Origin of the sequence: Aquabacterium sp. (assembly GCF_044226965.1) — a bacterium.
Taxonomy (GTDB): Bacteria; Pseudomonadota; Gammaproteobacteria; order Burkholderiales; family Burkholderiaceae_C; genus Pseudaquabacterium.
In genome coordinates this window covers 1-18,888 of sequence record NZ_JBGAGA010000066.1, presented here as the reverse complement: position 1 = coordinate 18,888, position 18,888 = coordinate 1, and the positions used below count along the sequence as shown (strand labels likewise).

The 18,888-nt window shown below is 70.0% G+C and carries 17 protein-coding genes and 1 other RNA gene; 7 read left to right on the top strand and 11 right to left on the bottom strand.

The window, feature by feature from the left end:
• Positions 1-9: 9 nt before the first annotated feature.
• From mdcA to ACILR4_RS22755, 6 genes are all read right to left on the bottom strand, one after another.
• On the bottom strand, positions 10-1,692 hold the full coding sequence (gene mdcA / locus ACILR4_RS22780) for a malonate decarboxylase subunit alpha (RefSeq protein WP_395703177.1): 1,683 nt from the start codon (positions 1,690-1,692) through the stop codon (positions 10-12).
• Positions 1,689-3,050, bottom strand: coding sequence for a TRAP transporter large permease (locus tag ACILR4_RS22775; protein ID WP_395703176.1), 1,362 nt, complete (start codon positions 3,048-3,050; stop codon positions 1,689-1,691). Before ACILR4_RS22775 ends, mdcA begins: the two co-directional genes overlap by 4 nt.
• Positions 3,047-3,625, bottom strand: a complete 579-nt coding sequence (locus ACILR4_RS22770) for a TRAP transporter small permease (protein WP_395703175.1) — start codon at positions 3,623-3,625, stop codon at positions 3,047-3,049. Before ACILR4_RS22770 ends, ACILR4_RS22775 begins: the two co-directional genes overlap by 4 nt.
• 10 nt (positions 3,626-3,635) lie before the next feature.
• Entirely contained in the window at positions 3,636-4,658 is a 1,023-nt protein-coding gene (dctP, locus tag ACILR4_RS22765) for a TRAP transporter substrate-binding protein DctP (RefSeq protein WP_395703174.1), read from the bottom strand.
• Positions 4,659-4,821: 163 nt separating this feature from the next.
• The gene (locus ACILR4_RS22760; RefSeq protein ID WP_395703173.1) at positions 4,822-5,766 is read right to left on the bottom strand and encodes a LysR substrate-binding domain-containing protein; all 945 of its coding nucleotides are present in this window, start codon (positions 5,764-5,766) and stop codon (positions 4,822-4,824) included.
• Positions 5,767-5,848: 82 nt separating this feature from the next.
• Positions 5,849-6,865, bottom strand: coding sequence for a 1-aminocyclopropane-1-carboxylate deaminase (locus tag ACILR4_RS22755; RefSeq protein ID WP_395703172.1), 1,017 nt, complete (start codon positions 6,863-6,865; stop codon positions 5,849-5,851).
• 140 nt (positions 6,866-7,005) lie between these two features.
• On the opposite strand from ACILR4_RS22755, the gene ACILR4_RS22750 reads away from it, so the two are divergent.
• Positions 7,006-7,521 (top strand): Lrp/AsnC family transcriptional regulator, encoded by a 516-nt coding sequence (locus ACILR4_RS22750; protein WP_395703171.1) that lies wholly within the window; start codon positions 7,006-7,008, stop codon positions 7,519-7,521.
• A 17-nt stretch (positions 7,522-7,538) separates the two neighbouring features.
• Here the strand turns inward: ACILR4_RS22750 and ACILR4_RS22745 are convergent, their stop codons facing one another.
• Positions 7,539-8,273, bottom strand: coding sequence for a siderophore-interacting protein (locus ACILR4_RS22745; RefSeq protein ID WP_395703170.1), 735 nt, complete (start codon positions 8,271-8,273; stop codon positions 7,539-7,541).
• Between the two features lie 45 nt (positions 8,274-8,318).
• On the opposite strand from ACILR4_RS22745, the gene ACILR4_RS22740 reads away from it, so the two are divergent.
• Both ACILR4_RS22740 and ACILR4_RS22735 read left to right on the top strand, forming a co-directional pair.
• A complete protein-coding gene (locus ACILR4_RS22740; RefSeq protein ID WP_395703169.1) occupies positions 8,319-8,777 on the top strand; it encodes a MarR family winged helix-turn-helix transcriptional regulator in 459 nt (152 codons plus the stop codon).
• Between the two features lie 36 nt (positions 8,778-8,813).
• Positions 8,814-9,713, top strand: a complete 900-nt coding sequence (locus ACILR4_RS22735; protein ID WP_395703168.1) for a hypothetical protein — start codon at positions 8,814-8,816, stop codon at positions 9,711-9,713.
• 15 nt (positions 9,714-9,728) lie between these two features.
• Here ACILR4_RS22735 and ACILR4_RS22730 read toward each other — a convergent pair whose 3' ends face one another.
• The 3 genes from ACILR4_RS22730 to rnpB all read right to left on the bottom strand — a co-directional run bounded on the left by ACILR4_RS22730 (position 9,729) and on the right by rnpB (position 12,525).
• On the bottom strand, positions 9,729-10,874 hold the full coding sequence (locus tag ACILR4_RS22730; protein WP_395703167.1) for a carbonic anhydrase: 1,146 nt from the start codon (positions 10,872-10,874) through the stop codon (positions 9,729-9,731).
• Between the two features lie 81 nt (positions 10,875-10,955).
• Positions 10,956-12,161 carry a multidrug effflux MFS transporter gene (locus ACILR4_RS22725; protein ID WP_395703166.1) on the bottom strand — a complete coding sequence of 402 codons (1,206 nt, stop codon included), beginning with the start codon at positions 12,159-12,161 and terminating at the stop codon, positions 10,956-10,958.
• A gap of 35 nt (positions 12,162-12,196) precedes the next feature.
• Positions 12,197-12,525: RNase P RNA component class A (gene rnpB / locus ACILR4_RS22720), an RNA gene on the bottom strand.
• 162 nt (positions 12,526-12,687) lie between these two features.
• Between rnpB and ACILR4_RS22715 the strand changes: the two genes are divergently transcribed.
• The gene (locus ACILR4_RS22715; protein ID WP_395703165.1) at positions 12,688-14,820 is read left to right on the top strand and encodes a hypothetical protein; all 2,133 of its coding nucleotides are present in this window, start codon (positions 12,688-12,690) and stop codon (positions 14,818-14,820) included.
• Between the two features lie 77 nt (positions 14,821-14,897).
• Entirely contained in the window at positions 14,898-15,812 is a 915-nt protein-coding gene (cysK, locus tag ACILR4_RS22710; protein ID WP_395703164.1) for a cysteine synthase A, read from the top strand.
• Positions 15,813-15,837: 25 nt separating this feature from the next.
• Here cysK and ACILR4_RS22705 read toward each other — a convergent pair whose 3' ends face one another.
• Entirely contained in the window at positions 15,838-16,641 is an 804-nt protein-coding gene (locus tag ACILR4_RS22705; RefSeq protein ID WP_395703163.1) for a DUF72 domain-containing protein, read from the bottom strand.
• Between the two features lie 74 nt (positions 16,642-16,715).
• On the opposite strand from ACILR4_RS22705, the gene ACILR4_RS22700 reads away from it, so the two are divergent.
• Positions 16,716-17,120, top strand: coding sequence for a hypothetical protein (locus tag ACILR4_RS22700; RefSeq protein WP_395703162.1), 405 nt, complete (start codon positions 16,716-16,718; stop codon positions 17,118-17,120).
• 9 nt (positions 17,121-17,129) lie between these two features.
• The coding region (locus ACILR4_RS22695; RefSeq protein ID WP_395703161.1) for an HAD-IC family P-type ATPase at positions 17,130-18,888 on the top strand (1,759 nt) is incomplete at its 3' end.

The following is an 18,888-nucleotide window of genomic DNA, read 5'->3' as shown; positions in this document are numbered from 1 at the left end:
GGTGTGGCCCTACCAGTTGCGGAAGCGCTTCGGCGGCCGGTACAGCCCGCCGGAGGCGCGGACGAGGTCGCGCACGGTGCGTGCCGCCAGCAGGTTGCGGCTGGCATCGCGCGCGTCGATGCCCAGGTCCTCGGCACGGCGGATCACGCCGCGGTCGCGCAGGTTCTCGACCATGCGGCGGTCGCGCGCCAGCCCCACCGGCGTGTAGCCGGCCACGCCGCGGATGGCCTGCTCGCGCTCTTCATCGCCGCGGCACAGCAGCAGGTTGGCGATGCCTTCCTCGGTGAGCACGTGCGTCACGTCCTCGCCGTAGACCATGATCGGCGGCAGCGCCAGGCCGGCCTGCTGCTGCAGCGTCCACGCATCGAGCGTGTCGACGAAGGCCGGCTGCATGTGCTCGCGGAAGGTCTCGACCATCTGCACCACCAGCTTCTGGCCGCGCGGCGTGCCGGCGGCACCGCTGCGGCCGGCGCGCGCCTCGGCGCCGGCCTTCAGCCACGCGGGGCTGGCATGGCGCCGGCCGCGCGCGTCGGCACCCATGTTCGGCGCACCGCCGAAGCCGGCGATGCGGCCCAGCGTCGCGGTGGAGCTGTTGCCCTGCAGGTCCACCTGCAGGGTAGAGCCGATGAACAGGTCGCAGGCATAGTGACCGGCGGCCTGGCAGAACGCGCGGTGGCTGCGCAGCGAGCCGTCCGGTCCGGTGAAGAAGATGTCCGAGCGCGCGGCGACATAGTCCTCCATGCCGAGCTCGGAGCCGAACGAGTGCACGCTCTGGACCCAGCCGGCCTCGATGGCCGGGATCAGCGCCGGGTGCGGGTTCAGCGCCCAGTGGCGGCAGATCCGGCCCTTGAGCCCAAGCGATTCGCCGTAGGTCGGCAGCAACAGCTCGATGGCCGCGGTGTCGAAGCCGATGCCGTGGTTCAGCCGCTGCACGCCGTACTCGGCATACAGGCCCTTGATGGCCATCATCGCCATCAGCACCTGCACTTCGCTGATCTGCGCCGGGTCGCGCGTGAACAGCGGCTCGATGGTGTTGGGCGTGGGGGCCGGGATCACGAAGTCGACCCAGCCGCCGGGCACGTCGACCCGCGGCAGCCGGTCCAGCACCTCGTTGACCTGCGCGATGACGATGCCGCCGCTGAACGCGGTGGCCTCGACGATGGCCGGCGTGTCCTCGGTATTCGGACCGGTGTAGAGGTTGCCGTCGGCGTCCGCCGCCTGCGCGGCGATCAGCGAGACCTGCGGCGTCAGGTCGACGAAATAGCGCGCGAACAATTCCAGGTAGGTGTGGATCGCGCCGATCTGCAGCCGCCCTTCGGCCACCAGCCTGGCCAGCCGCGCGCCCTGCGGGCCGCTGAACGAGAAGTCCAGCTTCGACGCGATGCCGAGCTCGAACACCTCCAGGTGCTCCGGCAGCGCCAGCACCGACTGCACCATGTGCAGGTCGTGCACCCGCGCCGGGTCCACCTGCACCAGCGCCTGCGCCAGGAAGTCGGCCTGCTTCTGGTTGTTGCCTTCGAGGCAGACACGGTCGAAGGGCTCGATCGCCGCGTTCAGCAGCGCCACCGCCTGCGTGTTGGCCACCTGCTTGCCGCGCGGCGCCGGGCCCAGCGCGGACGCCACGCGCGCCAGGCGCCGTGCCCGCTGCTGCGCGCGCGTGTTCCACGCGCGCGGCTCGGCAGGCGCGTTCACGGCTTGGCTCCGGGCACGCCCATCACCATGTCCGGCAGCGTGGTGGCGATGCCGGGGAAGACGCAGATCAGCAGCACCGCCAGCAGCATCAGCACCACGAAGGGCATCACGCCCCAGATGATGTCGGACAGCGGAATGTCCGGCGCGATGTTCTTGATGACGAAGATGTTCAGGCCCACCGGCGGGTGGATCAGGCCGGTCTCCATCACGATGGTCATCAGCACGCCGAACCAGATCAGGTCGAAGCCCGCGGCCTTCAGCGGCGGCAGGATGATCGGCGCGGTCATCAGGATGATGCTGACCGGCGGCAGGAAGAAGCCGAGCACGATCACCATCACCAGCACCGCCGCCAGCAGCACCCACTTCGACAACTGCAGCCCGACGATCCATTCGGCCGTCGACTGGCTGATGTGCAGGTAGCTCATCACGTACGAGAACAGCAGCGACATGCCGATGATCATCATCAGCATCGTCGACTCCTTCAGCGTCGAGGCGAGGATGGGCTTCACGTCCCGGACGCGCCAGACGCCGTAGATGCCGGCGATCAGCGCCAGCGCCAGCAGCGCGCCCAGGCCGGCGGTCTCGCTCGGCGTCGCGAAGCCGCCGTACAGCGCCACCATCACGCCGATCAGCAGCAGCACGAACGGAATCACGCGCGGCAGCATCTCGAACTTCTCGCGCGCGGTGAAGTGCTCGCGTGCCAGCAGGGCCGACGCCGTGCCGCTGCGGCGGTACTCGGCCTCGGCCAGGCGGTATTCCTTGCGGTAGCGGAAGGCCGCATAGCCCGCAAACAGCGCGACCAGCAACACGCCGGGAAAGATGCCGGCCAGGAACAGCCGCCCGAGCGACTGCTCTGCCGCCACCGCGTACAGGATCATCGTGATCGAGGGCGGCAGCAGGATGCCCAGCGTGCCGCCGGCGGCGATGATGCCGGCCGCGAAGCCGGGCGAGTAGCCGCGCTTGCGCATCTCCGGAATGCCGGCGCTGCCAATGGCCGAGCAGGTGGCCGGGCTGGAGCCGGCCATCGCCGCGAACAGCGCGCAGGCAAAGACGTTGGCAATGCCCAGGCCGCCGGGGATGCGGCCCATCCACACATGCATCGCCGCGTACAGGTCCTGCCCGGCGCGTGACTTGCCGATGGCCGCGCCCTTCAGGATGAACAGCGGAATCGACAGCAGCGTGATGCTGGCCATTTCCTCGTAGACGTTCTGCGTGATCGTGTCCAGCGCCGAGCCGGGCATGAACAGGCCCATGAACACCACCGCCACGCTGCCCAGCGCGAAGGCGATCGGCGCGCCGGAGAACATGAACAGCAAGGTCACCGCCCCGAAGGCGAGACCGAGGGACAGCATGCTCATCGACGGCCTCCGGCAGGGCGGCCGCCTTGCGCGACCAGGTTGATGCGCGCCGTCAGCTGCACGGCCAGTTGCAGCGTCAGCAGCGTCATGCCGGCCACCATCAGGCCATACGGCACCCACAGCGGCGGCGCCCAGGACGACGAGGTCGTCTGGCCTTCGGCCCAGGCTTCGTGGAACAGCGTCCACGATTTCCAGGCGAACAGGCCGCAGAACAGCGTGGCCATCAGGTCGACCAGCAGCAGGCGCACGCGGTTGACGGCCGGCGGCAGCAGCGTGGCCAGGGCCTCGATGCCGACATGGCCGCGCAGCGACTGCACGAAGGCGCTGCACAGGAAGGTGGCGCCCACCAGGCAGAACACCGCGGCTTCGTCCTGCCAGTCGGTCGAGGCCTTCAGGAAGTAGCGCGAGACCACGCTGTAGGTCAGCACGCCGGAGGCCACCAGCAGGGCCACCATGCCCAGGCCCAGCATCGCCCGGTTGACCAGGTTCAGCCCGTGCGCCAGCGGCTGCAGCACCGCGGGCGTGTACGGGTCGATGTCCTCGACCGCGACCATGGAGACGATGCCGTGGCTCATGGCGCCGTGCTCACAGCAGCTTCTGCGCGGCCTTCAGCAGCGCGGCGCAGGATTCGTTCTTCTCGCCGAAGTCCTTCCAGGCCGTGTCGCGGGCGATGGCCTGCCACTTCTTCAGCGTGGGCTCGTCCATGTCGACCACCTTGGCGCCGGCCTTGGCATAGACCTCGGCCGCGGCGCGGTCGTCGGTGCGGGCGGCGTCGAGCGCGAACTTCTCCAGCTGCGCGCCGATGCCCATCACCGCGTCCTGCTGCGCCTTCGGCAGCTTCGCGAAGACGTCCTTGGACATCAGCAGCGGCTCGAACATGAACCAGTAGGTCTTCACGCGGCCGGTGGTCAGGTACTTGGCGATCTCCTCCAGCTTGAACGAGATGAAGCTGGTGCTCGAAGTCATCGCCGCGTCCATCGCGCCGGTCTGCATTGCCGCGTAGATCTCGTTGGACGGCAGCGTGATCACCGAGGCGCCGGCCTGCTTCAGCATCATGTCCATCTCGCGGCTGCCGCCGCGCACCTTCAGGCCCTTGGCATCTTCAGGCTGCAGCAGCGCGCGCGGCCGGCTGGCCACGCCGCCGGCCTGCCAGACCCAGCTGACGATGATCACGCCCTTGTCGTCGAGCACCTTGCTCAGCAGCTTGCCGACCTCGGCCGTCTTCCAGGCCGCCCCCTGCTCATAACTCGGCACCAGCGCGGGCATCAGGCCGATGTTGGTTTCGGACACCTCGCCGCCGGCATAGGACAGCGGCACCAGGCTCATGTCCAGCGCGCCCTTGCGCAGCGCCGAGAACTGCGCGTTGGTCTTCATCAGCGAGGCGCCGGGATAGACCGATGCCTTCAGCGCGCCGTTGGTGGCCTTGTCGATGTCGACGGCGAACTTGCGGCACAGCCGGTCGCGGAAGTCGCCTTCGGTCAGCGTGCCGCCGGGGAACTGGTGCGAGATCTTCAGCGCAGCGGGCGACTGCGCCAGCGCCTGCTGCGACCAGGTCGCGGCCAAGGCTGCGCCGGCGGCGCCAACGAACTGGCGTCGATTGAATGTCATGGCTGTCTCCTCTGTGTCGGACGACCCGCTGAAGGTGGCGGGCGTCACGGGAAGTCAGCTTAGGAGTCGGCCTGCAGCCGATCAATCACGCTAGGCGCGCGACCATTACGGTGCGCGCAAGCATCGCGGGAAAACCCGCGAGGCCACCACCCGCGAGGCCACGCTAGCCGCGGCGCGGGTCGCTCGCCGGCCGCTCGGCCAGTTGCGAGGTGTAGGTGCGGCAGGCCGCCAGCAGCGACAGCAGGTTCGGGTCGCGCTCGCGGCTCTTCAGGAACACCGCGCACACCGGCTGCCGCATGCGGTAGCGCGGCTCCAGCGGCACCAGCTGCACCGACGACGGCAGCACCGGCCGGATGCGCCCCGGCAGCAGCGTGCAGCCGATGCCGCCGCCCACCAGGTTCATCAGCGAGAAGATGTCGCCGGTGCTCATCGCGATCTGCGGCTCGAAGCCGGCTTCGCGGAAAGCCTCGACGAAGCGCGTGCGGGTCGCGAAGCCCTCAGCCAGGCTGACGAAGCGTTCGCCCGCGCAGTCCGACAGGTCGATGAACGGCAGCCTGGCCCGGGGCGAGTCCACCGGCGTGGCGAAGAACATCTCGTCCTCGAACAGCACCTGTTCCTCGAGGTCCGGCGTGGCTTCGGGCTGCCCGATCAGCGCTGCGTCCACCGCGCCGTCGCGCAGCTTCTGCAGCAGGTCGGCGTTCGAGCCCAGCACCAGCTCGGCCTGGATGTCGGGCTTGCGTAGCTTCAGCGCCATCAGCAGCGCCGGCACCGTGCCGCTGGTGAGCGAATAGAGCGAGCCGATGCGGATGCGATCGGCCGCATAGCCGGCCACCTGGCGCGTCGAACGGATGCCCTGCTCCATCGTGCGCAGCACCTCGCGCGCGACATCGGCCAGCGCCTGCGCCGCCTCGTTGGGCAGCAGGTTGCGGCCCTCCATGCGGAACAGCGCGCAGCGCACGCCCGACTCCAGCGAATGCAGCGCCCGGTGCACGCTGACCGCGCTGGTGCCCAGGCGTTCGGCCGTGCGCGCCAGGCTGCCGGCTTCCATGAACTCGAGCAGCACCTCCAGCTTGCGGAAGGTGATGTCCTCGTCGATGCGTGTGGCCACGGGCTGCTCCTGGTGCGCGACGCCGCCGGGGTGGGGCGGCGCCGCGGCGGATGCTAGCGTGGCGAGCGGCAGCCGTTGCGGGTCAGCCGTTGCGGAACAGGAAGCTGTAGGCGTTGAGCGCGGGCACGCCGCCCAGGTGCGCGTACAGCACGCGCGAGCCGGCCGGGAACTCGCCGCGACGCACCTTGTCGATCATGCCCTGCATCGACTTGCCCTCGTACACCGGGTCGGTCAGCATGCCTTCCTGGCGTGCGCACAGGCGGATGGCTTCGAGCGTGCCTTCGCTCGGCAGGCCGTACTCGGGGCCGCCGTAGCGGGTGTCGAGCACCACGTCGGCCTCGGTGATGGGCCGGCCCAGTTCCACCAGCTCGGCGGTGTGGCGGGCGATGCGCAGGATCTGCGCGCGCGTCTGCTCGGGCTTGGCCGAGGCGTCGATGCCTATCACCCGATCGGCGCGGCCATCGGCGGCGAAGCCGACCACCATGCCGGCCTGCGTGCTGCCGGTGACCGAGCAGACGACGATGTAGTCGAAGCGGAAGCCGAGCTCGCGTTCCTGCTGCCGCACTTCCTCGGCGAAGGCGACGAAGCCCAGGCCGCCCAGCGGGTGCTCGGAGCAGCCGGCCGGAATCGGGAAGGGCTTGCCGCCGGCGCGCTTCACATCCGCCATCGCCTGCTCCCAGCTCGGGCGGATGCCGATGTCGAAGCCCGCGGCATCCAGCCGCACGTCGGCGCCGAGGATGCGCGACATCTCGATGTTGCCGACGCGGTCGTACACCGCATCCGAATAGTTGACCCAGTTCTCCTGCACCAGCACGCACTTCAGGCCCAGGTGCGCGGCTACCGCAGCCACCTGGCGGGTCTGGTTCGACTGGATGCCGCCGATCGACACCAGCGTGTCGTAGCCGCCGACCAGCGCCTCGGGGATCAGGTACTCGAGCTTGCGCGTCTTGTTGCCGCCGAAGGCCAGGCCGCTGTTGCAGTCCTCGCGCTTGGCATAGAGCTGCACCTCGCCGCCCAGCGCGCGCGACAGGCGCGGCAGCGGCTGGATCGGGCTGGGGCCGAAGGTCAGCGGATGGCGGGGGAATTTCGAGAGCTTCATGCAGGCACTCCGGAGCAGTGAGGAACGGATGCCCATGCTAGGGAGAAGGCCTGGAAATGTTGTTGCGATCTTGGCCACAATGCCGGGCCAGGGCGCTGTGACTGGCGCTGAATGCATTGATTCATTTCGCCTGGAGACCCATGGCCACAACAAAATTGCAGCGGCGCAGGGCCGCCGCCGTGCCACCGGCGGCTGCCAGCCTGGACCGCACCGACCGCGCCATCCTGAAGGCGCTGCAGCGCGACGCCTCGGTGTCGAACGTCGCGCTGGCCGCCAAGGTCCACCTCAGCCCGCCGGCCTGCCTGCGCCGGGTCGAGCGGCTGAAGGCGCAGGGCTACGTGCGCGGCATCGTCGCGCTGCTCGAACCGCGCGCGCTGCAGGCCGGTACGCTGGCGCTGATCGGCGTGGTGCTCGACCGTTCGACGCCGGAGTCGTTCGCAGCGTTCGAGAAGGCGGTGCTGAAGGTGCCGGGCTGCATGGAATGCCATGTCGTCACCGGCGAGTTCGACTACTTCATGCTGGTGCGCACGCAGGACAACGAGAGCTACAACCGCCTGCATGCCGAGCACCTGTTGTACCTGCCGGGCGTGCGGCAGGTGCGCAGCTTCATGGTGCTGAAGGAAGTGCTGTCGACCACCGCGCTGCCACTCGCCTGAGCGGCGATGCAGCGGGCCTACAGGTTCTCGTGATGGCTGGCCGCGCCGCGCTTCCAGTACGCCGCGGCGCGGATGGCCTGCGCATCGTGTCCCTTGTCCTGCACCAGCACGCGGCGCAGCGCGGCCATCGTGGCGGCCTCGCCGGCGCACCAGGCATAGCCCTCGCCCGCGGGCAGCTGCAGCGCGCGGGCGGCAGCCAGCAGCGCGACATCGTCGTCGAACCAGCGCAGGTCCGTCTCGGCCTGCGTGGCCAGCGCACGACGGTCGGGTCCGGCCACCGCCAGCAGCACGATGGCGCGGCTGCCGGCGGGCAGCTCTTCGAGCCGGCGCGCGATGGCCGGCAGCGCGGTGTCGTCGCCGGCCAGCAGGTGCCAGCCGTAGTCCAGCGGCACGATGAACGAGCCGCGCGGGCCGCCCAGTGTCAACAGGTCGCCGGGCTGCGCACGCGCGGCCCAGGCGGCGGCCGGGCCGTCGCCATGCAGCGCGAATTCCAGGTCCAGCTCGCCGGCCGCGGCGTCGTGGCGGCGCGGCGTGTAGTCGCGCGCAGCGGCCTCGGCGCCGGGCACGTCGATGAACACCTTGACGTGATCGTCGAACGAGGCGCTGAGGAAGCCGGCCAGCTCGGGCCCGGCCAGCGTGATGCGGCGCACGCCGGGCGACACGGCCTCGACGCGCTGGACCTGCAGCTGGCGGCGGCGCGTCTCGTGGCGCACGCGCTGCACCCGCCGGGTGGTGGAAACTTCGGCATTCATGCGGTTTCTTCCCTGCGTTCGAATAGGTTGACAATATCAACGATCATGCGCGAATCAATTGACAATGTCAACCATCCAGGTGGCGAGGACGTGCTCGAGCTCGTGCACCAGGTGATGCATCAGTTCCGCGCGCTGCAGTACCAGCGCCTGCGCGAGGGCCCGCACGCGATCACCCACATGGAGAGCAAGGTGCTGGGCTACTTCGCGCAGCACCCGGGCGCCACGCAGAGCGAGCTGGCCGAGCACAGCGGGCGCGACAAGGCCCAGCTCGCGCGCCTGATCAAGCGCCTGCTGGAGATCGGCCTGCTGCAGCGCGAGCCGGATGCCGACGACCGCCGCCAGCTGCGCCTGCGGCTGACGCCCGAGGGCCGGGCGGTCCAGCGCACGCTGCAGCAGCAGCGCCAGCGCCTGGCCAAGGCCGCGGTGGCCGGCTTGAGCACGGGCGAGCAGGCGCAGCTGCGCACTTTGTTGCTTCGCCTGCAAGACAACCTGGGCCGCGCCTAGACTGCGGCCGATCGCCACTCGCCCAAGGAAGCCCCGATGTCATCCCGCACCGACCAGCAGCGCTACGACGAAGCACTGAAGCACCTCAAAGGCGTGGATGCGGCCCTGGGCGCCGACGTCGACCAGAAGCTCGGCACCAAGGCGGCCGCGGTGGGTGCCGAGATCTCGCTGGGCGGCGCGGGCTACTGGTACTCCGGCTCGGCCGCCCAGCATGCCGCGGTGCGCGCGCTGATGCTGTGCCAGATCGCCTACTTCCGCCCGCCGCACTGCCGCGGCAACCTGGCCGATGCCACGGTGCTGGCGGCCACGCGCACCGCCTGGCATGGCAAGTCCGAGGCGCTGGTGAACGCCGAGATCCTGAACTACTGCCGCATCGCCAACCGCACGCTGGCCGGCCTGGCCCAGGCGGCGCGCCACGCCAACATTCCCGGCGGCAACCTCGACTTCGTGACCGCCAGGCGCACCGACCGCCACCTGGGCGGCAGCATCATCTGCTACAACGGCGTGACGGTGTGGCTGTTCAATGCCGGCTTCGTCTCGAAGCAGTGGCTGGGCGGCCCCGGCAACAAGATCGACGCGAACAATGCCGATGCCGCCTTCGGCCAGGGCCTGGTGCTGCAGCCCAGCCAGTGGGGAAGCATCCCCGAGGGCTACCTGTGGAGCATCACGCGGCGCGGCGATCCGACCACCTGCCACTGGGGTGTTTCGCTGGGCGCGGGCCAGGCGGCCGCCACCAACAACACCACCGCGTCGAACTTCGCCGAGCTGCCCGACATCCACGCGATGCAGTACGGCACCTTCGAGTTCACGAAGATGTGCGAGATCCTGAACTCGCACCTGAAGTACGGCCACACCGGCAAGGAGCCGCCGGCCGCGGTGGACACCAACATCACGGTCAAGCAGATCGACCCGATGTCCTCGCTGGCGCTGTACTGACCGCGGTGGCGCCGCTCAGTTCGACTGCTTGATCAGGCGCCCCGAGGCCGACTGGATCGGCCGCGCGTTCATCGGGTACAGCCGCGCGAACACGTTGATCTGGTCCGGCGCAATGGGCACCGGCTGCTGCATCACCATCCACAGCACGCCTTCGCTGCAGGGCGGCGTGGTCAGCGAGCCCATGTAGGTGTAGTAGCGCTTGTCTTCGGGCAGCAGCTGGTTCATGTCGATCGGCGCCTTGGCCGCGAGCTCCTCGCCCTTTTCCAGCGGCAGGTTGTTCCACACCTGCTGCACCACCGCATGCGCGCTGCCGCGGTCCAGCAGCACCGCGACGACGGCCAGCCGCCCTTCGGGGTCCTTGTGCACCAGGTGCGCCACCATGTCGAACTGGCGGCCGTCGATGCGCTCTTCCGAGGGCCGATGGAAGTGGAACTGCACCAGGTCGTAGCGCCGGCCCTGCACCTCGATCGAGTTGCCGCCGTCGAGGTTGACCTGCACCGTGTGGCCGTTGTCGATGACGCGGAAATGGGTCGGCCGGTAGTCGAACTGGATCGGGTCCAGGTCCACGCGCACGCCACCGCGGATGTCGATCGGGCTCTGGCGCTGGCCGGTGCCGCACTTGGCGAATTCGGGGTTCATGCGGGCCCAGGCCTCGGGTCCGCCGGGGCCGTCGTAGCTCCAGTGCAGCGCATGCGCGCTGGGCGCCAGCCCGGCGGCCGCGGCCCGCTCGGCGCGCAAGGCGGCCACCAGGTCGGCGGTGGCCTGTGCGCTCGGGCTCGCGGCCTTGGCGCTGCTGCGCGGCTTGGGCGCGGCATGCTCGGCGGGCTCGTGCGCGTCGGGGGCTTCGGCCTTGCTGCTGACCTGCAGCATGTACGGCGACTTCGAGTCCGGCGCCTTCGCGGCCCCCAGCTTCTGGGCCAGGCGCTCGCGCAGCACGTCCATCGGGTCCGGCGCGACCGCGGCCGGCTGCGCACTGCCGCTGGTGCCCGGCGGGCGCGGCGCCGGCGGCTTGCCATCGGTCTGCGGCAGGATCTGGCTCGGCTTGACGTGCGGCTTGACGTCCGGCACGTCGGAGGCAAACAGCGGGCCGCTGCCGCCCAGGCACAGGGCCAGCACGGCAGCACGGATCAGGCGCGAGGAGGTAGGCAGCGGACGGGGCATGGGCGCGACTCGGCTCAGGGCCCGCGGGAGACGGACCCTCTCCCCCACGCTATCGGCGCCCGCGCGGCGATCTTGAGCGGCTCAGCCCGGCCTGCTGCGCACCCAGACCCAGGCGAACAAGCCCACCGACAGCAGCGCCAGCGAGGCCAGCGCCAGCGCGACCGTGGAATGCATCACCAGCGGCGCCACCACGCCCGCCACCACGCCATTGGCCGCGCTGCCGACGCAGGCCTGCAGCGAGGACGCCATGCCCCGCCGATCCGGCGCCAGGTCCAGCACCATCAGCGTGACCACCGGCACCATCAGCGCCCAGCCGAACGCGAACAGCGCCACCGGCAGCAGGGCCCAGGCCGGGTGCGGCGCGAACGCCAGGTTCAGGCCTACGTTCAGCAGCGAGACCGCCACCATGATCATGAAGCCGTAGCGGATCTGCCGCCGCGGCGGCACCCGTCCGGCCAGCCGACCGGAGACGAAGGCGCCGCCCATGATGCCGCTGATCGTCAGGCCGAAGAACCAGAAGAACTGCGTCGGCCCCAGGTGCAGGTGCGTGCCCAGCCATTCCGGCGCCGACAGCACGTACAGGAACATGCCGTTGAAGGGCACGCCGCTGGCGAAGGTGAGCGCGATGAACTTCGGGTTGCCGATCAACTGCGCGTAGCCGCGCAGCAAGGGGCCGGGCGCGAAGGACTGGCGCTGGCTGATGTGCAGCGTCTCGGGCAGCCAGCGGGCATTGATCGCCACCAGCGCCACGCCGATGCCTGTGAGCGTCCAGAAGATCGAGTGCCAGCCCAGGTGCACGAACAGCAGGCCGCCCATCACCGGCGCGATGGCCGGCGCGACGCCGAAGAAGATGGTCACCTGCGACATCACCCGCTGCGCGTCGGCCGGCGGGAACATGTCGCGGATGATCGCGCGCGACACCACCACGCCGGCACCGGCCGACATGCCCTGCAGCGCGCGGCACAGCACCAGCACGCCGATCGATTGCGACAGCGCGCAGCCCAGCGAGGCCAGCGTGAACAACGTCAGGCCGCCCAGCACCACCGGGCGCCGGCCCACCGCGTCCGACAAGGCGCCGTGGAACAGGTTCATCAACGCGAAGCCGAAGAGATAGGCCGACAGCGTCTGCTGCATCTGCGCCGGCGTGGCCTGCAGCGAGGCGGCAATGCCGGAAAAGGCCGGCAGGTAGGTGTCGATCGCGAACGGCCCCAGCGTGCCCAGGCAGGCCAGCAGCATCGCCAGCGCCCAGCGCGGACGGCGCCACAGTCGGGAAGCTTCGGGGTTCATCGAGGCGGCGGAGTGTAGCGGGCGCTGAATGAAAAGTGTGAAGCAAGCCGATAGGCCGGATTCTGTGCGGCGACACCGTCTTGCGACGGCGCGCCGTGACCGCCATTCCTCTGGGCCGGGGGTCGCCCACCCGGCTCGATGCCACCTACCCGCCAGCTCCGCGGAGCCACATCGACGCTGGCCTATTTGGTGTTGCTGCGCGTAGAGATTGCCCGTTTCACCCGAACTGAATCGGCTCGTCTCTGTTGCTCTGATCCTCACCTCACGGTGGACAGCCGTTAGCTGCTACGCCGCCCTGTGCAGTCCGGACCTTCCTCCAGTGCGCCCTTTCGGGCCTTGCACCAGCGGCGGTCTGGCTTGCTTCACAGGCGCGATTGTCCCATGCCCCTAGAAGCGAGCTAGGGCCCCTGTGTGAACTGGGGAAGCTCCATCGCCTTGTGGAGGCCAGCGCGCGATGCGCCGCCTAACTTGGAAAGCAGCAGCCGGCACCCGGCTGGCCGCACCTTTTCAAGATTAGGAGATCCGCATGGCGAACGACGAACTGAAGCAGGCCCTGGCCAAATCGCAGGCCGCGATGCAAGGCCCCTTCCCGACCGAGCGCGCGCACTACAAGGCGCTGCTGCTGGCCAACCCGAACTACTTCGGCAACCTGGAGGCCAGCCCGTTCAAGCCGGTGCTGCCGCTGTCGGGCAACACCTTCTACGAGGAACTGGCCTGCGTGGGCTACCACCCGCAGCAGCAACGGCTGGAGGCCGTGGTCTACGTCTACCAGCCCAGCGGCTACGGCAGCGGGCTGTGCGGCGCCGGCAGCACCGAGTACCTGCGCTTCTACCTCTCGTTCGACAACGGCGCGAGCTGGCAGGACCAGGGCCTCACCAGCTTCCAGGTGTGGAACGTGCCGCAGGGCACCGAGGGCTCCAAACGCCTGGAGTACGCGGCCCAGCTGCCGGCCAACCCGGCACGCAAGCTGTGCCTGCTGGGCCCGAAGCTGATCCGCATGCGGGCGATCCTGTCGTGGAACGCGCCGCCGCCGCCGAACCAGCCGAACTGGAACCCGCCCTGGGGCAACCGTCGCGACGCGACCATCCTGGTCGAGCCGCGCCGCCTGTTCCACGTGCCCGACCTGTTCGATGCGTTGAAGGTCAAGCTGCCGAAGCAGCTGGCCCAGGTGGTCGACTTCGAGCAGCCGCTGCCCACCCGGCAGGCGGTGCTGGCGCCGGCCGAGCTGGCCGCGCTGTACCAGGATGCCGGCGTGCCGGTGCACCGCTTCGCCTACCCGCAGCTGCATGCGCTGGCGCATGGGCCCGCGGGCTTCGACCCGGCGATCGCGCAGCAGGTCCTGGCCGGCCTGCAGATCGACGACAAGATCACCAGCGTGCTGTTCCCGACCGATGGCAACACCAGCTTCGAGGAGCTGGGCTGCATCGGCCTGGACCCGAACCAGCCGGACACGCTGGTGGGCATCGTCAGGATCAAGAAGTCGTCCGGCTACAGCGGCGGGCCCTGCACCTCGGGCAGCGCCGAGTACGTGTCGTGGTGGGCCGACACCGACGGCAACGGCACGTTCGAGACCTTCCTCGGCACCGCCAGCGTGCAGGCCTACGACCTGAGCGGACTGCCGGCCGAGGGCGTGCAGCTGGCGGTGCGTCTGCCAGTCGATTTCTCGAAGCTGCGCAAGCCCTGCCATGAAGGGCCGGTGGTGCTGCCGATCCGCGCGATCCTCTCGTGGGCCGTGCCGGTGCCCGGCACCACGCCGAACGCCGTGCCCACCTGGGGCAACCGCGAGCAGACACTGGTGCTGGTCACGCCCACCGGCGCCGTGCACGGGCCGGCCGGCAAGATCGCGATCCTCGGCGGCATCCCGGTCAGCATGATCAGCGACGCCAGCGGCATGACCACCGCCGACGCGGTGTTCGCGCTGAACAACGCCGCGGTCGGACCCGATTGCCCGTTCGGCGCGGCCGTCACCGTGCAGGGCGCGCCGCTGCCGGCGGGCTACAGCTACAAGGTGGAGGTCAAGCCCGAATCCGGCGGCGTACCCGCGCCGGTGCTGACCGAGCTGACGCTGACCCGTGCCGACGGCAGCACGCACCAGCACAACGCCAACCCGGCGACGCAGCGCTTCGACTACCTGCCCTTCGATCAGAACATCAACAGCCTGCTGGCGCACTGGGATTCGAGCGGCGATGCACGCTGGATCGTCACGCTCAGCGCCTTCGACAATGCCGGCAACCCGGTCAGCACCGACAGCCAGCTGATCCAGCTGGACAACACGCTGCCGGTGGCCGACATAGCCATCACCACCGGCACCGGCAACTGCGGCCGCTTCGCCAGCGGCACGACGATCGGCGGCAGCTTCGTCGCACGCGACGCGAACCTGGCTGCGTGGTCCATCGGCATCAAGCCGCCGGGCATCAACGACCCGGGCGAGGCCATCACCTCGCCGTCGTCGGGCACGGTGAACACGACGCTGACCGGCGACGCCTGGACGCTGGACACCACCGGCATGAAGGGCTGCGGCTACATCGCCGAGGTGGTGGTGGTCGACCGCACCATCGTCGCGAGCCAGGGCCAGGGCTGGCGCAACAGCGCGAGCGTGGGCTTCTGCCTCGAAGACCCGCTCGAAGCGCCGGTCGAGGTAGCGCCCGCCCAGGGCTGACCCTGCGCTGGCCAGTTGGTGGACGGGCGCGCCACAATCGCCCCGTTCCCACCCCTTGCGCAGGAAGGTCCCACCCGATGAAAGCCGCCAACGTCCTTGCCACCATCGGCAACACGCCGCACATCCGCATCAACCGCCTGTTCGGCAATGCCCAGGTGTGGATCAAGTCCGAGCGCAGCAACCCCGGCGGCTCGATCAAGGACCGCATCGCGCTGTCGATGGTCGAAGACGCCGAACGCTCCGGCGCGCTGAAGCCCGGCGGCACCATCATCGAGCCGACCTCGGGCAACACCGGCATCGGCCTGGCGATGGTGGCCGCCGTGAAGGGCTACAAGCTGATCCTGGTGATGCCCGACAGCATGAGCATCGAGCGCCGCCGCCTGATGCTGGCCTACGGCGCCAGCTTCGACCTGACGCCGCGCGAGAAGGGCATGAAGGGCGCCATCGCCCGCGCCCAGGAGCTGAAGGACCAGACGCCCGACGCCTGGATCCCGCAGCAGTTCGAGAACCCGGCCAACATCGACGTGCACGTGCGCACCACCGCGCTGGAGATTGCCGCCGACTTCCCCGAAGGCCTGGACGTGCTGATCACCGGCGTCGGCACCGGCGGCCACCTGTCGGGCTGCGCGCAGGTGCTGAAGGCGAAGTGGCCGCAACTGCAGGTGTTCGCGGTGGAGCCCACCCAGTCGCCGGTGATCAGCGGCGGCCAGCCCGGCCCGCACCCGATCCAGGGCATCGGCGCCGGTTTCATCCCGAAGAACCTGAAGACCGAGCTGCTCGACGGCGTGATCCAGGTCGAGGCCGAGGCCGCGCGCGAGATGGCACGCCGCAGCGCGCGCGAGGAAGGCCTGCTGGTGGGCATCTCCAGTGGCGCGACGCTGGCCGCCATCCAGCAGAAGCTGCCCGAGCTGCCCGCGGGCGCCCGCATCCTCGGCTTCAACTACGACACCGGCGAGCGCTACCTGTCGATCGACGGCTTCCTGCCCAGTTGACCCTGACCGCTGCGCGGCCTGTCCCCTACCGGGGATTCTGCAAGGCTTCGATCAGTCCCATGGCCGCGGCAGGCGCACGCTCCTTCGCGCCGCTGATGAAGAAGATGAACACATCGCGCGGTGCCGGGTCGGCGGCCGGCGGCGGCTCGACACGTGGCAGCGCATCCGGCTCGCCGCCCTGCTGCCAGGCCTGGGCGCACCGGGCCATCTGGCCCAGCTCATCGGGCGTGCAGCCAGTGGCCAGCTCGGAGCGCGTGCGCATCTCGCGCACGTAGACGAAGTCGGCCGTCAGGTCGGCGAACGAGGGGTAGTCGTCGGCATCGGTGAACACCGTGGCCACGCGGTGTCGTCGCGCCAGCGCCAGGTACTCGGCACAGCGGAAGCTGTCGTGCCGCACATCCATCACATGGCGCAATGCCAGGCCGCTCACTTCAGGCGGCAGCAATTTCAGGAAAGCCTCGAAGTCCGCCGGGTCGAAGCGCTTGGTCGGCGCGAACTGCCAGACGATGGGTCCGAGCTTGTGCCGCAGCTCGGCGATGCCGCTGCCGATGAATCGCTCGATCGATTCACCGGCCTCGGCCAGCACACGCCGGTTGGTCGCGAAGCGATTGGCCTTCAGCGAGAACATGAAGTCGTCCGGGGTCTCGTCACGCCACTTGGCGAAGGTGGCGGGCTTCTGCGTGCTGTAGTAGGTGCCGTTGATCTCGATCGTCGTGAGCCTGCGGCTGGCGTATGCCAGCTCGCGCGTCTGTGGCCAGCCGCCCGGGTAGAAGTTGTCGCGCCAGGGCTCGTAGGTCCAGCCGCCGATGCCGACCCGAATCGCTGCCATGCCATCCTCCCATGCCTGCCGTGAGCGGCGTGCGATGATCACACGGCCCACCGCGACCTGGAACCTGGCGCCTCATGGAGATCCTCGCCGAGCTGTTGCTGATGGTGCTGCAGTTCTTCGGCGAACTGCTGCTGCAGATCGTGCTCGAGCTGCTGGCCGAGGCCGGCGTGCGCATCGCCCGCGCACCCTTCGAAGGGCGCGCGCCGGTGCGGGCCTGGCTGGCGGTGCTGGGCTATATCGCGATGGGCGCGGCCGCCGGCGCCTTCAGCCTGTGGCTGTTTCCGCAGCTGTTCATCCAGTCGACCCGGATGCGCATGGCCAACCTGCTGCTGACCCCGGTGGCCAGCGGCGCCGCGATGGCCGCGCTCGGCGCCTGGCGCGCGAAGCGCCAGCAGGGCCTGGTCGGACTGGACCGCTTCGTCTACGGCTTCCTGTTCGCGCTGAGCATGGCGACGGTGCGCTTCTTCTACGGCCACTGAGCCGGCCCCATGTCAGCCGATCGCCTCGCGGCAGCGATGCCCCCCGTCACGGAGCCGCTCGGTCCGCCCGGGCTGAGCGGTGAGGAGGCCGCTGCGCGCCTGGCGCGCGATGGGGCCAATGAGGTCGCCGAGCGGCGCCGCCACCCGGTGCTGGCCTTTCTCGGCAAGTTTTGGGGGGTGTCGGCGTGGATGCTCGAGCTGATCGCCCTGCTGTCGCTGGCCCTCGGCAAGCGCGACGAACTGGCGGTTGCGCTCGCGCTGCTGCTCGTCAATGCCGTGATCGCCTTTGCCCAGGAGCAACGCGCAAGTGCCGCCGTCGACGCGCTGCGGCAACGCATGCAGGTGATGGCGCGCGTCCTGCGGGACGGCCGCTGGCAGCGGCTGCCTGCGCGCGACCTGGTGCAGGACGACGTGGTGCGGCTGCGGGCTGGAGATTTCGTTCCCGCCGATCTGCGCCTGACTGCAGGGACCTTGCGCCTGGACAGTTCGGCGCTCACCGGTGAGTCGAGCGAGGTCGGCGCGGCCGCGGGCGACGTCGTGCACGCCGGTGCCACGGTTCGCCACGGAGAAGCGACTGCGCAGGTGGTCGCCACGGGAAGTTCGACCGCCTTCGGCCGCACCCTGCAGCTGGTCGATTCCGCACGGCCGACATTGCAGGTCGAGCACGTGGTCACGCGCGTCGTGCGCTGGCTGTTCGTCATCGTCGGGGTGCTGGTGACCGGCGTGGCGTTGCTGGGCTGGGGGCGCGGCTTGCCGCTGGTGGAGATCGCGCCGCTGGCGCTGGTCCTGCTGATGAGCGCGGTGCCGGTGGCCCTGCCGGTGATGTTCACCGTCAGCACGGCCGTGGGGGCACGCCAGCTCGCCCGGCGCGGGGTGCTGGTCACGCGGCTGGCTGCCGTCGAGGACGCGGCCACGATGGATGTGCTCTGCATTGACAAGACCGGCACGCTGACGCTGAACCGCCTCACACTGGCCGGCGTCATCCCGCTGGATGGCGCCACCGCGGCCGATGTGCTGCAGGCCGGCGCGCAGGCGTCCCAGGAGGCCGACCAGGACCCGATCGACCTGGCCTTGATCGCCGCCGCCGGCGCTTCAGACGCGGCCCCACGCACGCTCGCCTTCGTGCCTTTCGATGCGCAGCGGCGACGCACCGAAGCCGTCGTCGAGCAGGCGGGTCGTCAGTGGCGGGTCATGAAGGGTGCCGTGCGAACCCTGGCCACGCTGTGCGAACTGCCCGCCGATCGGGTCGACACGCTCGAGGCCCAGGCGCTGGCGGCCGCGGCCAAGGGCTATCGCGCGCTGGCGGTTGCCCGTGGCCCGACGGACGGCACGCCGCGCCTGCTCGGCCTTGTGCTGCTTCAGGATCCCCCGCGACCCGACGCGAGGCAGCTCGTCGCGGCGCTGCGCGAGCGGGGCATTGCCGTCAAGATGCTGACCGGCGATGCCTTGCCGGTGGCGTTGCAGGTCGCCCGCGAGGTCGGCCTCGGTGCCGTGCGCAGGATGGCCGACCTGAAGGCCGCGATGGGTGCACCGGCCCAGGCGGACCGCGATCCGCTGGCCGGCGCGGACGGGTTGGCCGAGGTGTACCCGGAGGACAAGTTCGACGTTGTTCGGCACCTCCAGCAGGTCGGACACGTGACGGGCATGACCGGCGACGGCGTCAACGATGCCCCGGCGCTGCGCCAGGCGGAGGTGGGCATTGCGGTGGCCGGCGCGACCGACGTGGCCAAGGGCGCGGCCAGCGTGGTGCTCACCGATCCCGGGCTCG

Coding starts and splice junctions, on each gene's coding strand:
- ACILR4_RS22705 (WP_395703163.1), bottom strand. CDS start 16,641: ATGGCAGCGATTCGGGTCGGCATCGGCGGCTGGACCTACGAGCCCTGG.
- ACILR4_RS22735 (WP_395703168.1), top strand. CDS start 8,814: ATGTCATCCCGCACCGACCAGCAGCGCTACGACGAAGCACTGAAGCAC.
- ACILR4_RS22730 (WP_395703167.1), bottom strand. CDS start 10,874: ATGCCCCGTCCGCTGCCTACCTCCTCGCGCCTGATCCGTGCTGCCGTG.
- ACILR4_RS22715 (WP_395703165.1), top strand. CDS start 12,688: ATGGCGAACGACGAACTGAAGCAGGCCCTGGCCAAATCGCAGGCCGCG.
- cysK (WP_395703164.1), top strand. CDS start 14,898: ATGAAAGCCGCCAACGTCCTTGCCACCATCGGCAACACGCCGCACATC.
- ACILR4_RS22775 (WP_395703176.1), bottom strand. CDS start 3,050: ATGAGCATGCTGTCCCTCGGTCTCGCCTTCGGGGCGGTGACCTTGCTG.
- dctP (WP_395703174.1), bottom strand. CDS start 4,658: ATGACATTCAATCGACGCCAGTTCGTTGGCGCCGCCGGCGCAGCCTTG.
- ACILR4_RS22750 (WP_395703171.1), top strand. CDS start 7,006: ATGGCCACAACAAAATTGCAGCGGCGCAGGGCCGCCGCCGTGCCACCG.
- ACILR4_RS22725 (WP_395703166.1), bottom strand. CDS start 12,161: ATGAACCCCGAAGCTTCCCGACTGTGGCGCCGTCCGCGCTGGGCGCTG.
- ACILR4_RS22740 (WP_395703169.1), top strand. CDS start 8,319: ATGCGCGAATCAATTGACAATGTCAACCATCCAGGTGGCGAGGACGTG.
- ACILR4_RS22770 (WP_395703175.1), bottom strand. CDS start 3,625: ATGAGCCACGGCATCGTCTCCATGGTCGCGGTCGAGGACATCGACCCG.
- ACILR4_RS22700 (WP_395703162.1), top strand. CDS start 16,716: ATGGAGATCCTCGCCGAGCTGTTGCTGATGGTGCTGCAGTTCTTCGGC.
- ACILR4_RS22755 (WP_395703172.1), bottom strand. CDS start 6,865: ATGAAGCTCTCGAAATTCCCCCGCCATCCGCTGACCTTCGGCCCCAGC.
- ACILR4_RS22745 (WP_395703170.1), bottom strand. CDS start 8,273: ATGAATGCCGAAGTTTCCACCACCCGGCGGGTGCAGCGCGTGCGCCAC.